Origin of the sequence: Acinetobacter tandoii DSM 14970 = CIP 107469 (assembly GCF_000400735.1) — a bacterium.
Classification (GTDB): Bacteria; Pseudomonadota; Gammaproteobacteria; order Pseudomonadales; family Moraxellaceae; genus Acinetobacter; species Acinetobacter tandoii.
Genome location: NZ_KE007365.1, coordinates 474,608 through 488,907 on the forward strand (window position 1 = coordinate 474,608; position 14,300 = coordinate 488,907).

Annotated in this window: 17 protein-coding genes; 5 read left to right on the forward strand and 12 right to left on the reverse strand. The window is 40.6% G+C overall.

The window, feature by feature from the left end:
- Positions 1–4: 4 nt before the first annotated feature.
- From I593_RS06225 to I593_RS06250, 6 genes are read right to left on the reverse strand one after another with little or no spacing between them, the layout of a single operon-like run.
- Positions 5–1,666 (reverse strand): ApeI family dehydratase, encoded by a 1,662-nt coding sequence (locus tag I593_RS06225; RefSeq protein ID WP_016166721.1) that lies wholly within the window; start codon positions 1,664–1,666, stop codon positions 5–7.
- A 51-nt stretch (positions 1,667–1,717) separates the two neighbouring features.
- Positions 1,718–2,272, reverse strand: a complete 555-nt coding sequence (locus I593_RS06230; RefSeq protein WP_016166722.1) for a COG4648 family protein — start codon at positions 2,270–2,272, stop codon at positions 1,718–1,720.
- Positions 2,269–2,517: an acyl carrier protein gene (locus I593_RS06235; protein ID WP_016166723.1), complete on the reverse strand. Its 249-nt coding sequence runs from the start codon at positions 2,515–2,517 to the stop codon at positions 2,269–2,271. The genes I593_RS06230 and I593_RS06235 overlap by 4 nt, the downstream gene beginning before the upstream one ends.
- Before the next feature lie 9 nt (positions 2,518–2,526).
- Positions 2,527–2,787 (reverse strand): phosphopantetheine-binding protein, encoded by a 261-nt coding sequence (locus I593_RS06240; RefSeq protein WP_016166724.1) that lies wholly within the window; start codon positions 2,785–2,787, stop codon positions 2,527–2,529.
- Positions 2,780–3,583, reverse strand: coding sequence for a lysophospholipid acyltransferase family protein (locus I593_RS06245; protein ID WP_016166725.1), 804 nt, complete (start codon positions 3,581–3,583; stop codon positions 2,780–2,782). Before I593_RS06245 ends, I593_RS06240 begins: the two co-directional genes overlap by 8 nt.
- Positions 3,577–4,200 (reverse strand): beta-ketoacyl synthase chain length factor, encoded by a 624-nt coding sequence (locus I593_RS06250; RefSeq protein ID WP_016166726.1) that lies wholly within the window; start codon positions 4,198–4,200, stop codon positions 3,577–3,579. Before I593_RS06250 ends, I593_RS06245 begins: the two co-directional genes overlap by 7 nt.
- A 308-nt stretch (positions 4,201–4,508) precedes the next feature.
- On the opposite strand from I593_RS06250, the gene I593_RS06255 reads away from it, so the two are divergent.
- Together I593_RS06255 and I593_RS06260 are read left to right on the forward strand one after the other, a co-directional pair.
- Positions 4,509–5,723: a DUF1615 family protein gene (locus I593_RS06255; protein WP_016166727.1), complete on the forward strand. Its 1,215-nt coding sequence runs from the start codon at positions 4,509–4,511 to the stop codon at positions 5,721–5,723.
- Complete coding sequence (locus I593_RS06260; protein ID WP_016166728.1) at positions 5,690–6,337, forward strand: HAD-IB family hydrolase; 648 nt, start codon at positions 5,690–5,692, stop codon at positions 6,335–6,337. Before I593_RS06255 ends, I593_RS06260 begins: the two co-directional genes overlap by 34 nt.
- A gap of 79 nt (positions 6,338–6,416) precedes the next feature.
- Here I593_RS06260 and grxD read toward each other — a convergent pair whose 3' ends face one another.
- Positions 6,417–6,758, reverse strand: coding sequence for a Grx4 family monothiol glutaredoxin (gene grxD, locus I593_RS06265; RefSeq protein WP_016166729.1), 342 nt, complete (start codon positions 6,756–6,758; stop codon positions 6,417–6,419).
- Between the two features lie 238 nt (positions 6,759–6,996).
- Between grxD and I593_RS06270 the strand changes: the two genes are divergently transcribed.
- Positions 6,997–8,208, forward strand: a complete 1,212-nt coding sequence (locus I593_RS06270) for an aspartate aminotransferase family protein (RefSeq protein WP_016166730.1) — start codon at positions 6,997–6,999, stop codon at positions 8,206–8,208.
- Between the two features lie 75 nt (positions 8,209–8,283).
- On the opposite strand, the gene I593_RS06275 is transcribed toward I593_RS06270, so the two are convergent.
- The 3 genes from I593_RS06275 to surE form a co-directional block, all read right to left on the reverse strand.
- On the reverse strand, positions 8,284–9,213 hold the full coding sequence (locus I593_RS06275) for a LysR family transcriptional regulator (protein ID WP_016166731.1): 930 nt from the start codon (positions 9,211–9,213) through the stop codon (positions 8,284–8,286).
- A 95-nt stretch (positions 9,214–9,308) separates the two neighbouring features.
- Positions 9,309–10,118, reverse strand: coding sequence for a peptidoglycan DD-metalloendopeptidase family protein (locus tag I593_RS06280; RefSeq protein WP_016166732.1), 810 nt, complete (start codon positions 10,116–10,118; stop codon positions 9,309–9,311).
- A gap of 126 nt (positions 10,119–10,244) precedes the next feature.
- Positions 10,245–11,012, reverse strand: a complete 768-nt coding sequence (surE, locus tag I593_RS06285; protein WP_016166733.1) for a 5'/3'-nucleotidase SurE — start codon at positions 11,010–11,012, stop codon at positions 10,245–10,247.
- A gap of 155 nt (positions 11,013–11,167) precedes the next feature.
- Here surE and I593_RS06290 point away from each other — a divergent pair, with 155 nt between their 5' ends.
- Both I593_RS06290 and I593_RS06295 read left to right on the forward strand, forming a co-directional pair.
- On the forward strand, positions 11,168–12,385 hold the full coding sequence (locus I593_RS06290; RefSeq protein WP_016166734.1) for a tyrosine-type recombinase/integrase: 1,218 nt from the start codon (positions 11,168–11,170) through the stop codon (positions 12,383–12,385).
- Between the two features lie 300 nt (positions 12,386–12,685).
- On the forward strand, positions 12,686–13,075 hold the full coding sequence (locus tag I593_RS06295; protein ID WP_016166736.1) for a PAS domain-containing protein: 390 nt from the start codon (positions 12,686–12,688) through the stop codon (positions 13,073–13,075).
- Between the two features lie 245 nt (positions 13,076–13,320).
- Here the strand turns inward: I593_RS06295 and I593_RS06300 are convergent, their stop codons facing one another.
- Both I593_RS06300 and I593_RS06305 read right to left on the reverse strand, forming a co-directional pair.
- Complete coding sequence (locus I593_RS06300) at positions 13,321–13,698, reverse strand: hypothetical protein (RefSeq protein WP_016166738.1); 378 nt, start codon at positions 13,696–13,698, stop codon at positions 13,321–13,323.
- Positions 13,695–14,273 carry a glycoside hydrolase family 19 protein gene (locus I593_RS06305; RefSeq protein WP_016166739.1) on the reverse strand — a complete coding sequence of 193 codons (579 nt, stop codon included), beginning with the start codon at positions 14,271–14,273 and terminating at the stop codon, positions 13,695–13,697. Before I593_RS06305 ends, I593_RS06300 begins: the two co-directional genes overlap by 4 nt.
- Between the last annotated feature and the right edge of the window lie 27 nt (positions 14,274–14,300).

The window sequence follows — 14,300 nt, forward strand, 5'->3', positions numbered from 1 at the left end:
CGGCTTAAACGTCTGAAGGGACAGCAAATAGCAAACGTCCTGATGTCAATATTTTGTCATCGTTTTTTAGCTCAAAACTGATCTTATGTGCTTTACGACTGAGCACTAGTTCTACCGTTTGATAGGGTTGGATCAGCCCTTGGAATTTTAACTGCTCAAAACCATTACACCACAGTAAATCTGCCCAGTTTTGTTTGGCAAAATGCTGGATAAATCCTATTTGTCCTACGCCCGGATAAATTGGGAAGTTCGGGAAATGTCCTTTAAAACACTCTAACTCAGGCATAAATTCTAAAGCATAACTGATCTGCGTATCCTGAGATTGCTGCGTCAATACCACAGGCAAGGTCATCGGCTGAAAGAGCGATTTTAAATACTGTTTATTCAACTTCGATTGTGCATTTTGTGGCATTTGCGTTAAAAACCGCCACTGCCGCGGAATCGCGATACTTTCCAGCTTCTGTTGCAATTGTTTTTTCAGTTGTGCAGTAAATGCAGCTTTGCCCTTTTCGATGAGCAACCCCCTTGCATCCTCGGTCAGTACAACCACCACCGCCAAAATCTGACGTTGTTCTTTTTCATGAATTAAAACATGGCACTGCTGTATTTCAGCCAACTCAGCGATTTTCGCTTCAATTGCATCGAGACTTAAACGCTTTTCTTCGAGTTTGACAATGCGGTCCAAACGCCCCAATAACTGAAATGGACTTTTGTGATTATCTGCATCCACGAGCTGAACTTTATCACCTGTCAAAATCCAATCCATGCTAAAGGCATGGTTGGTTTTAACGGCTAACTCTTGCTGCTCGGTACATTCTATTTCGACATTGGCAAAAGGTGTCCATAGTGCATCATCTGCCTGACGGTGAGCGATCCCACCTGTTTCAGAACTACCAAACACTTCGGTAATCGGACGGTTCAGCAAAGGACGCACACCTGCATCCAACTTTCCACCAGAAGAATAGACCATCTGACAGTCTTGCAATACCACATCTGTGGTCCAGCGCTTCAGCAAAGCGGGGCTGGAAATCACATAATTGGGTAGCTGCACATGGGTGATTTTCTTTTGAACATCAACCACATCTTCAGGGAAAGCCAGTTGTTTTTGATAAAAACTGCGTCCACTGGCTAAGGGCCACAACAACTTAAACAACAAACCATAAATATGTTGATGACTCACTGTGGCAATGGCTACCGTCTGCTCAGGCAAATCAAAACTGGCTTCTAAACCACAGACTTCATTGAACAGTTGTTGCAAAGTGCGGGGAATCTTTTTCGGCTGCCCAGTTGAGCCTGAAGTATAGAAATACAACTGCGCCTGATTGGAAAAGGCAGCATCAAATTGAAGTTCGAACGTCGATGGCACAGTCGACGGCAAACGTTTTAAAAAATAAATCTGCTGCTCAGCCAGTTCTTTTTCTAAGTCACTGACCCGATGCGGAGGCAACAGTACTTCTTTACCTGCCTGCAAGGCCGCAAACAATAACACCAAAAACTCATAACTGTCTTGTTCCCAAAGCGCCCATACAGTTTGATTCAAGTGTTGAATTTGCGCAGCTTGCTCAGCCACATCCGACCAAAAGGCTTGGAAAGAAATCAGACTTAAGTCCCCCTGAATACACAAGGGACGAGATGAATGTATATGGTGTTGAAAATGACAAGACATAAAATTTATTTTTAAAACCGTATTTCTAATCGCTATAGTTCGAAGTCGCTGTTATTTCTGTGTCTGATGCAGTCGTTGCTGGCGTTTGCGCAAGATGAACTCACCCAGTAACAAACCACCCATCAAGACATAGGAAATCAGACCGTTATACAACACCCAAATATTCATCGGTGCAAAGAAAACAGTGATCAACGCGATGACTGCATTGATGCAGAAAAATCCACACCAGACTTTAGTGACTTGACGAGTCCATTCTACTCCTTCTTTGGGCAAATCAGGCTCGACCAAACGTGCAAAACGTTCAATCATCGATGGTGGTCGGATCAAGGTACTAGCAAAAATAAACAGTGCCCCAAGGCTCATAAAGACAGGGTAAAGCTTAAGCCATGCATGATCTTTTAAAATCAAACTGAGTCCACCACATAAAATGGCAAAACTCGTTAATGGCCACAGCAACGCATTACCCTTGCTCAATAGACGAAGAACACCCAGTGCAATCAATAAGGCGCTAACCCAAATATACTGTCCATGTGCTAAAGCATAAGCCACAAAAAAAGGATAGAGGATCAATCCGACCACTGCTACCCCTTTTAAAATATTGCTCATGCAGCAGACATGTTCTGAATAACAGTCACAACATCTTGCACTGTACGGACATTCTTAAAGTCTTCAGGATTTACTTGCTTACCTGTCAATTCTTTAATTTTTACAACCAAATCGATGGCATCAATACTATCTACATCTAAATCAGATGCAAGATTTGAATTTAACTGAACATCGTCTTGTTCAATCTCAAAAAGTTCATCCATCCATTCACGTAACTTTTCGAGTACTTGTTCTTGAGTTAGCATTACAACCTCTTATGCCGTTTGTTGCATTTCAACCAAAGCCACTAAGCTTTGAATTGATTTAAAATATTCTTTAGTTTCAGTCGACTCTGCATTCAAATGTATGCCATAGCGCTTTTTCAAAGCTAAACCTAATTCTAAAGCATCAATTGAGTCCAAACCCAAACCATCACCAAATAAAGGTGCGTCTGTATCAATGTCGTCAATACTGATGTCTTCAAGGGCAAGGACATCAATAATCATTTGCTTTAATTCATCAGCAAGATTACTCATTTACGGATAACTCTTGGTTAAAAAACCACTGTAATTGTTGATTTAATTGACGCACATTTTTGGGATTAACTGTTACGTCATCCAATACGTCTTCCACACGAATTGCATCCAGTACTTTCACTTGAATATGAAAGGGACGATCTGGAATATGATACCATTTTTCGTTTTTCGTGAGTGTCGATGGTGTACATGTAATCAGTACGGGACGAATTGGGACTCCAGCACGCAACGCAATATTAGCTGCACCACGTTGAAAATCATTCAACTGTTCACCCTTGGCAGTCCGCGTTCCTTCAGGAAAAATGAGCAAAGATGCTGCATGATCTTGTTGTAATTTTGACACACAATCCTGAATAAACTGCTCAGAACCAGCATTTAAAACATAACCTGCATTTTGTACAGGCCCTTTAGTAAATGGGTTTGACCATAGCGTCTGTTTCACGACACAGTTCGCCCGTCCCATCAAGCCAATTAAAACCACCACATCGATCAGTGTCGGATGATTGGCAATCACCAGTTCTTGTTGACTTTGTTGTAGTTTCTCTAAGCCCTCAACTTCATAAGTCATAATGCCGAGTTTTACCATCATTTCGGTAAAACCCTTAAAGCTATGCTTAATAACCTTTTGTGTCCGCTGCGTGCGAATATCCAAGTCTTGTGAACTCAACTTCACCATTGGGGCAATCAAAGCACCAATCGCTACACCACCAAGACCAAAACTGGCAAAACTCAATCCAGTTGCGCCAACACGCCAGATATAATTGGCTGTTTGTTTTATTTGCATTTTTTTTAGCATTTGGTCCACGCTTCGTATTGACTCTGGTCAGAGTTTTGCCAGAAATCATAAAATTTCAAAGCCTGTCTAAAATGTACTTCTGCTTCAAGCAGGGTATTGGCATTCACGATCAAATTGACTGGCTGCAATGAAACTAAAGCTGCCATCGAAAAAGCAGAAAACGCTTGATGTTCTACATAAATATCAGGCAATGGTTCTTCATAATAAACCACTAAGACTTGGCGTGCATTGGGGGCTGTTTTTAACCATGCATATGCTTCAATTAAACCATCATTCCATGAACCAGCTAAACTGGTTGCTGGAGTGGCATCCTGACATAAAATGGAATATAACCCAGAAATTGCATTATGCACTGAAGTCGAAAACTGGGTCGGCGATGGTGTTTGATCATTCAGCACATCTTGCAAAATAGTGAGGGTTTTCGCCTCATCGCCACATTGTGACACCCATACAATATAATCAGCTTTTCCAAGATCTAAAACGTGGATAGCATTATTTAATGCGAGTTTCGCAAGTGATGATAACCGTCGACGCTGCATCGCAGGTATTCGCGCTATAGAGCTCAGCTCCTGGTCAGCTAGGCTCATAGTTAAGTTGGATACGTGTAGTTGCATCATGACAAGCAGTTTTTTAAAAAATTATTATCAATGCTAAAATTATAGCATTTACACAAAAAGAACACAAAAACAACGAAAGATTAAAGTATACAAATAGTTTTCATATTGCCTCATGTTTAGAACCCGCCAGCAATTCGATAAAATATTTAAAAGCCTTCATCCTTCTCACCCATCTTTTAAAGGCAACAACTAAATTATTTGACAGTTAATAGGAGGCAATATACATATATATTCATAACTTTTAATCAGCAACATAGTATACTGCACCTGCTCTATTTGCTCACCCCCTTACCTATTGTCCAGAGACTATGAGAAAAACTGCTTTTTCTGTATCCCTAATTCAATCACTAAAGCCATTAAGTGTATTAGCACTCTCATTTAGTCTTATTGCCTGCGGCGATCACTCATGGTGGAAGGATGACGAGCCTACTTTAAATAGTGATCAAATTAATCGTCTTATTCCTTCACGTGTAAATGAGCGCAGTTCTTGGGCCAAAGATATTTTTGACATTACCGAGCAGTTGGGTATTCCTCAAACTAAAGAAAATATTTGCAGTATTGTGGCTGTAGTCGATCAAGAATCTAACTTTGTTGCCGATCCTAAAGTGCCTGGTTTGGGTGAAAAAGCAGTTAAAGAAGTGCAAGACCGTCTCACCGAAAAATTTACCGATAAATTGGGTGAAAACATTGGTGGGACAGTTGCTGGTTATTTTGAAGAAGTTTTAAAAACCCAGCCTAGTCCCGAAGATAATTACTTAAACCAAATGCGTCGTGTGCAAACTGAGCGCCAATTGGATGAACTTTATCGTGAAATATTCGACTACATGTCGCAACACTATCATGTCAGCGCACTTACAGGCGCAGCCAAATTGGTTGGACAAGATGTCGGTGAAAAAATGAATCCCATTACAACCTTGGGATCTATGCAAGTTCACATCGGCTATGCCAAAGCACATAAACGTCAAGGTGGCAGTATTGCAGAGCTACGTACAGACTTATACAGCCAATACGGCGGACTATATTACGGTATTCACCGTTTAATGATGTATCCAACGGATTATGACAAGGCGATTTACCGTTTTGCTGATTACAACTCAGGTATGTATTCAAGTCGGAATGCAGCTTTCCAAAGCATGTTAAATGACTTGACCGAAGCTGAACTTAGCCTTGACGGTGATCTTCTACTTTATAATAAAGATGGGTCTGTACGTTCAGCAAAAAGCGAATCAGAGCGAGAGTTAATCAATGTATTTGCTCAAAATAATGTTTTAGTTACACCACGCCAAATTCGCAGCGATTTAAAGAAAGAAAAAGAGAAAGACTTTGAAGAAACTGCGACTTATCGCGCAGTGACTAAATTATATGAAGAAAAAACGGGTAAAAAGGCATTTTATGCCATGATGCCTCAAGTCGTCATTTCTGGACCAAAATTAAGTCGCGATTACAATACCAACTGGTTTGCAAGCCGTGTAAATGGACGTTATGAAACATGTATGCAACGGGCGAAACGCATAAAAATCTAGCATTATTCGATTTTGATGGCACTTTGTGCAAAAAAGACAGCTTTACTGGCTTTATTTTTTTTGCACTCTCCAAAAGACATATCGTCAAACAAGGCTTGAAACTCCTACCATGGATTCAAGCCTACTATTTAAATGTCTACCCTGCTCACGCCATGCGACCAAAACTGTTTTATGGCATGTTTAAAGACATTGATTATGCTGAAATTCTACAAATTGCTGAAGAATATGCACATCAACTGATGCACGAATTAGACCCTAAATTTATTGAGCAATTGCGCCAACATCAAGCACTTGGACATGACGTGGTTTTGGTTTCAGCATCAGTCGATTTATATCTAAAACCATTATGCCAATTATTGTCGATTGATCTTATTTGTACTGAAACTGAAATTCGAGATGGTCGACTTACAGGATATTATCAATCTGCCGACTGTAGTCGAATTGAAAAGAAAAACCGTATTTCTCAGCAATACTCTGTGGCTGAATATGCAAGCATTTACGCTTATGGCAATAGTGAAGAAGATCTCGAAATGTTCAGCCTTGCCCAATACACCTATATGGTAGGACGAGACCAGAAACTTCCAGCTTTGCCAGCTCATTTAAAAATGGCTTAAGCTCCAATATCAGCTTTAATTTTCAAGCATAAAAAAAGCCAACTTGATGTTGGCTTTTTTTACCTACAGCAGAAACAAATTATGCTTCTGGTGCTGGACTGTATTGTTCAACTAAAGGCTTTAATTCACCTTTTTGGAACATATCAAGCATGATATCGCTACCACCGATCAACTCACCGTTAATCCACAATTGTGGGAATGTCGGCCAGTTCGCAATACGCGGTAATGTTGCACGAATATCTGGATTTTCTAGAATATTAACGTAAGCAAACGGACGACCAATTTGACTGAGTGCTTCTACAGCACGAGCAGAAAAACCACACTGTGGAAATTGCGGAGTGCCTTTCATATAAAGAAGAACTGCGTGTTTAGCAATCTGGTCACGAATTAACGCTTCTGTATCGCGTGTTTGTTCAGTCATTGATGAATCCTCAACTAATCTGCCTTGCATTATACCCAAAACACAACAAAACAGTATGCTTAAAGCAATATTTCCAGTTTTATTTACATTCAGGCTTTAATTCTAGATGAGATTTTGCTTATATAGGGTTTGTTTTTCAGTTCTGTCCAGAATTGTAAAATCAATCCACTAACATCCCCTACTTTCGGTAAACCGATGCTAGTGAAGTCAATTATTTCTTTTCAAATACGAGTTAGTTATGAATACCTTTACTCAAGCCCCTATACAAACTGATCAACCATCTCATTTGATGCCTGTGTTTGGCCGTCAGCCGATCAGCTTTGTCCGAGGCCGAGGAGCGTATTTATACACTGCGGATGGAACTGAATATTTAGATGCTTTAACAGGGATTGCAGTTTGTGGTTTAGGACACTCGCATCCTGAAGTGACCCAAGCTATTGCAGAACAAGCGGGTACGCTTATTCATACCAGCAACTTATTTGAAGTCCCTTGGCAAACTGCTGCTGCACAAAAACTTGCACAAGTTGCAGGCATGGAAGAAGTATTCTTCTCGAACAGTGGCGCAGAATCGAATGAAGGTGCAATCAAAATTGCGCGTAAATTCGGACACTTACAAGGTATTGCAACGCCTAAAATTATTGTCGCAGATCATTCATTTCATGGGCGTACCTTAGCGACTTTATCTGCTACAGGCAATAAGAAAGTCCAAGAAGGCTTTGGACCTTTGGTTGAAGGTTTTATTCGCGTACCTTTTGGTGACGTAGAAGCCATTGAAGAAGCTGCAATTCAACATCCAGATATCGTGGCTATTCTGGTTGAACCGATTCAAGGTGAAGGTGGTGTAAATACTGCACCGCAAGGCTTTAGTTATTTAGAAGATATTCGTCGCATCTGTAATCAACACAATTGGTTAATGATGCTTGATGAAGTTCAAACCGGTAATGGTCGTACAGGTAAATATTTTGCTTATCAACACACCAATATTGTGCCAGACGTACTTACCACAGCTAAAGGTCTGGGGAATGGCTTCCCGATTGGTGCTGTGATGACCCAAGGTCGTGGTGTAGGTGTGCTCACTGCTGGAAACCACGGTTCAACTTATAGCGGTACAGCTCTAGGTTCGCGTGTGGTTTACACGGTTATCGATGTGATCGAGAAAGAAAACTTAATTGAAAATGCCGCAAATATGGGCAGCTACATTGTGCAACAATTAGCACAACAGCTTTCTGATCAAAAAGTAGCTGTGCGTGGTTTTGGTTTGATGATTGGTATCGAATTACCTAAACCATGTGCAGAATTAGTTCATATTGCACGTGATCAGCATCAGTTAATTATTAATGTAACTGCGGGTTCAGTAGTTCGTTTATTACCACCGTTAAACATTACTCAAGAGCAAGCAGATCAATTGATTCAACGTCTAGTCACTATGATTCAAGCTTACCTTGCTTAAGCACAAAGCGATGTAATACATATTACATCGCGTAACAAAAAAAGCCGCGTATAGCGGCTTTTTTACTTCAGCTTTTTATGAAGCTTCTTGATAAATTCTGCCACCGGGTAATTGGCAAAAATATTGTTTCAATGCATCTAAACAGCGGTGAATTTTCATCGGCTGTTGTTCACGTTTCGATGTAATTGCATATAAATAGAAATTAGGTAATTTCCACTCTGGTAATACTTCTACCAATGCACCATTGACTAAATCTTTTTGAACATCAAGATATAAAATTCGAGAAATTCCATGTCCTTGTAGACATAAAGACTTGGCAACCAACACGTTATTGGTGGTCAAACGCGAGTTCATTTCAATACTCACAGATTCACCAGACATGCCATGTTGGAAAGCAAAACTTTCATAGTTTTTCATTAAGTTAACGGGAATCAGATCATGATTCTTTAGATCTTCAGGACGCGAAATTGGTGCCGTCTGATTTAAATAACTTGGTGAAGCAACTAACACTTGTTCAACGCGGGCCAGTGGAACCGCATGTAAACTTTGATCTTCAATTTTCGGACTCATACGTAACGCAATATCAATTCGACCTTCAATCAAATCAATATAATGATTGTCCGCTTCCAAATGAACAGCTAAACCTCGATGGGCCGACATCCAATGTGATAATGCAGGAATAACGTGATTTGCACCTAACTCTGGAGTTGTCGCAATACGCAACTCCCCAACTAGGTCATCACGTAATTCGTTAATACGAATCTTCCCACGCTCTGCAGCAGCTAGCATCTCTTGGCAGCTATGAAAAAAAGCTTGTCCAGCTTCAGTCAAACTCAATTTCCGTGTCGAACGATGTAGAAGGATCACTTCCATCTCGTGTTCTAAAGAACGAATCTGTTGGCTTACAGCACTTGTAGTAATTCCTAACTCTCGTGCGGCTCCGCTAAACGAACATTTTTCCACAACACAAGCAAACACTCCCATTGCTCGTAGTTGATCTAACATAAATTTCCCTCTAAACTTATGAGATGCTCCTACCTTTCGATAAAAGCAACTCATTGGATTATACGGTGAAATTTTAAAGTTGTAATGATCTTAATTTAATTTATTGGTAAAACATTAGTCGGATTGATTGGCTTACCATTTAAACGTACCTGAAACTCAAGCATGGTACGGCTTGCACCAGATGAACCCATCTCTGCAATTTTTTGACCAGCCGTTACATTTTCTCCGCTTTTCACAATCATCTTACTGTTATGTGCATAAGCCGTAATATAACCATCAATATGCTTAACTAAGATTAAATTACCATATTCTTTCAGCCCATCAGCAGCATAGACCACTTGACCATTTGCTGCGGCATACACTGGATCACCCACATTACCACTATAACGAATACCTTTCACATTATTGGCTAAATTGAAGTTTTCAATGACTGCGCCATTCGATGGTTTAACCCAACGTAAAGAAGTTACTGGCGTTGGAGTTACAGGTACAGAGCTGGTCGAAGGTGTTGTCGTGACTGCTGGCGTGGTTGGTAAAGTAATTGCCTGACGTTGAATCGGAGCAGTTTGTGTAACTGCCTGTGTCGTTGTAGTACGACGGCTATTACCCGAGCCTTTCAACTTAAGTGACTGTCCTACATAAATACGATACGGCGGTGCAATATCATTCATATCAGCAATGCTGACATAACTTAGTCCGTAACGTGCCGCAATTCCACTCAAGGTATCGCCAGAGCGTACAGTATAATAGTCGGGAGCCGTCGCGTAACGGGTCGGATTATTAATTTGAGGTTTGGATGCACATCCACTTAAAATAACAGTGGTAACAATAGCTGTTGAGATGACTAGGGTTTTCAACAATGCTGTTGGCGTAGCAAAGATCCGATTTTGCGACATCGCAGGCATTTATCTTCCTCTCTATATATGTCGTTATTGGTTTTCATGCGCGTAAGAGTAGCAAAAATATTTTGAAAAAATCCGCATTCACGGACTTTTTCACAAAGTTACAACATTTACAAGACTTTTGATGCTTTAGCGATACTGTTCATGTAAGTTCTGTAAAATTTCATAATTGGTCGCATCCATTTGAATGGGTGTAATACTGACAAAACCATTTGCAACAGCAAAGAAATCTGACTCAATCCCCGCAATTCCTTGTTTTGGTTCAGCCACCGCCTCTCCCGACAAACCAATCCAATATACTTGGCGACCACGTGGATCGACATGACTAGTAATCGGTTTGGATTGATAGCGGCGACCTTGATAGGTAATTTTCTGACCTTGCAGCTCAGCAACATCAGGAATATTAATATTCAAAATATGACGCGGTGGTAACTCTGGCAAACCTGCCTGAATGAAGTCGTGTACCCATTGTGCCGCAACTGCATAATCTTCTGGATGCTCATAACCACGTACATTGCTTCCTGCTAAAGAAACTGCGATTGCAGGCTGTTTCATTAAACGCCCTTCAAATGCTGCACCAACTGTTCCTGAATACAGCACGTCATCACCAAGGTTGGCACCGCTATTAATGCCACTGACCACCAAATCAAATTCAAAGTCGAAGAGTCCATTCATGGAGAGATACACACAATCTGCGGGTGTGCCATTCACCGCCCAAACATCTGGCGCAATTGAGATTGGTCGCAGCGGTCGATCTAAAGTTAAAGCACTGGAAAAACCACTTCGTTCACTTTCAGGTGCCACAATCACCACACGACCTAATGGTTTTAACGCATGTGCTAAAGCTTGTATCCCTGGCGCAAAAACACCATCATCATTGGCAATAAAAATATTCACTACAATCTACTTGAATCTATATTAGTCTAAAAAATCCTTTACACCCCTTTATTTATCTATTTCTTTAATCTATTTTAGTCTGTATTGGTTCGCACTAATCTGTCAAAAAAACGGGTACTGTGGCGGGTAACTTATTTAATTGAACGGGTAACTTAATGCTCTCAGATACCAAGATAAAATCTTTAAAGCCTAAAGAAAAAATGTACAGAGTGCTTGATGCAGAAAGGTTATACATTGAAGTAAGACCCTCTGGCAAGAAGATATGGCGCTTTAAATACACCCTGAATGGCAAAGAAGGAACCGTAAGTTTTGGTGAATACCCTATCGTTTCACTTGCCGAGGCTCGTAAAAAGAAAGATGAATCCAAAGCACTGTTGAAGGATGACATCAACCCTGTAGACGACAAGAAGAAAAAGAAGATCGAGGCTGTTACTGCCACGACCAATACTTTTAAGGCTGTAGCTGAAGAATACGCTTTGGAACAGATGAAATATAAAAGTGAGGACTACATAGAGCAGTTCAAGCGATCAATGCGAAAGGATATTTACAAGGTTATTGGCCATAAGCCTGTAAAGGATGTCAATTCCTCCGACGTGCTCACTATTATGAAAGACACTATGGTTAGGGTGAAGAAGCTTAGTCATTACGGCACAGGTGAGGCAGCAGCCAATCAGAACCGCAGATTTGTCAGCCTGGTAATGAAATATGCCATTGTTACCCTTAGAGCAGATAATGACCCCACATACGCTGTTAGAAGCGCCATAGAAGCACCTGAAATTGAGCATGCACGACCATTAGAGAAAGATGAACGTATCAAGCTAAGAACGCGCCTAGAGTTGTACGGTGGCACAACAACGGTCAGAAATGCCTGCCTAGCTATGATGTATTCTATGTTACGTGCATCTGAAATTAGACGCATGCAATGGTCCTTTGTGGACTTTAATGAAAAAGTGATTGAGTTTCCTAAGGCATCGAGACGACGCAAACAGGAGCGCAGCAACAAAAAGAACCATATTCATTTAGTTCCAATGTCGGATCAGTTGTGTGCCTTACTTAAAGAGCAGTATGAAATTTCTCAAAATGAGACTTATGTTTTTTCAGCGCCATTTAAAAATGATGAGATGTTGGCAAGAACAACACTAAACAGAGCATTAGTTTTTATTGGGTTGCCGGAAGTCACCACACATGATTTTAGGGCGACCGCTTCCACTTTGTTGAATGAGAAAGGTTATAAGCCTGATTGGATCAATAAGCAGTTAGCGCATGTTGAGGAAAATAAAACAAGGGCGACATACAATCATGCAAAATGGTTGGATGATCGTAGAAAAATGCTCCAAGACTGGGCTGACATTGTTGATAGTTGGAAGGAGTGAGAATGAAAGACTGGCTCTACTTCACCATTGAGCACCCGATCAAATATAGCGGGCCTTTCTGTACAGAAAGTCAGTTCGTTGTACTAACCTCTAAGAGAATGGAATGCTAGATCATAGAAGTATTTAAAAAAATCTTATAAAGTGTATTTTAAATACATCTAAATTGTTACATAGGCAACTTAATGTTATTGGGCAAATCTATAATTGAGGATAAAACGAAACCTACTTTTCTTATCCCCCTATATCAATCGAATGTAAAACAACTATTAAGTAATAAAATTTTGTATCAGAAGGAATCACATGATGAACAACAATGAACTTGGCGAACTTATTTTAGAGCAAACTAGTGATGCGGTAATTTATGCCGACAAAGATGGCAACATCCAGCGCTGGAATAATGCCGCTAGTCAATTATTTGGATTCTCTAAAGTTGAGGCACTCGGGCAAAGTCTTGATCTAATCATTCCGGAGCGTGCTCGAAAGGCTCATTGGCATGGCTTTAATCTAGCCGTAGAAAATGGAAATCTTAGGCTTTCTGGAAAACCAACCTTGACTCGAGCAATTCACAAAAATGCAGAGAAAAGGCTCTACGTACAAATGAGTTTTTCATTAGTTAAGGATAATGATGGTCATGTGCAAGGAAGCGTTGCAATCGCCAGAGATATGACAGACACCATGGCACAAAAGTAAAAATGTTTATACTGAACACACTATCAAAAATGGTGAGCCATTCTATAAAGAATCTGGTTGGTCGCTTGGTTTGAAGAATAATTATGTGGTTTTGAGTGGGGTGAAAAGTTAGCCCTCAAGAGAGGGCTTGCACAATAGCACCGTGCTTAGCTTTACAGTCATTGTATTTTGAAACCACATCAATAGACCAAACCAAAGCCACTTTACCCCGCCCAGACTCTAACTTTTGTAAATCTGCACAAGGTTCAAGGAGGTTCGCTGGAATCGTTGGCGATAAGTGAGTTGATTGCTGACACCCCATCATCATCAAAACAATGCTGCTGATACACAGGACGATCAATGATCTTTTGCACTGTACGCGTAACTTGCTCGACTTTAACGCGTTGGTTGGATTTTTCGGCTTCATAATCTGAGCTCACTTTATTGATTTGATCTTGCTTGGCTGCCAAGGCTTTTAGGTGCTTTTGTTCGATCTCTTGGATTTTGACGAAGCACTTGGAATCGGCTTCTTTAAGCTGGCCAGTTTTGCTGTTCAACAACATCAGGCAGATCAGTAACAAAAAAGCGAGAAATACGATGATGCATTCTCGCCAAAACTTTGCCGCTAGAATGATATAAGTCATGACATCCAGCCTTTAATTTTCGTTAAATTAGCTTTTCGGTCATTCAAACCATTTGTGCCACCATTAATCTTTTTGGTGATAGAAAGCACGTCATCTTTATCAGCGAGCTCATTCAAGGCGTTACTTGTCCAGAACTTGCAAGCAACAAGTAATCCGATACTTGGCGTAGCAACAAGTTCAGGATGTGACTCAAAATCAATACCAAGTGCTTGCCCGTACTTTTTATAGTTTGCCCGTCCTGTTAGCTGAATTGGTCCACGCCCTTTAAAGCGAACACCATCCCCTGCCATGACATTGCCTAGATCCTTTCGCCCCTCATAAGCTGCTCCAGATGCAATTTCCTGCATATATTTGAAATTTCCAGACTCATGTGCAAGTTGTGCAATAAAATGAGCAAAACGCAGCTCGTTATATAAGATTGCATAGTCTTTAAAGTGTACATTCGACGCCAATGCAAGCTCTTCAGCCCAACTCTGATTAGCACCAAGTTTTTTAAATAGTGCTGTTAATGTGCTTCGACCGATATTTCCGTCTACCACTACACCTAAAGTTTTTTGCAGGTTTTTAAAGTTCATTTCACTTTCCTATAGGCAATAAAAAAA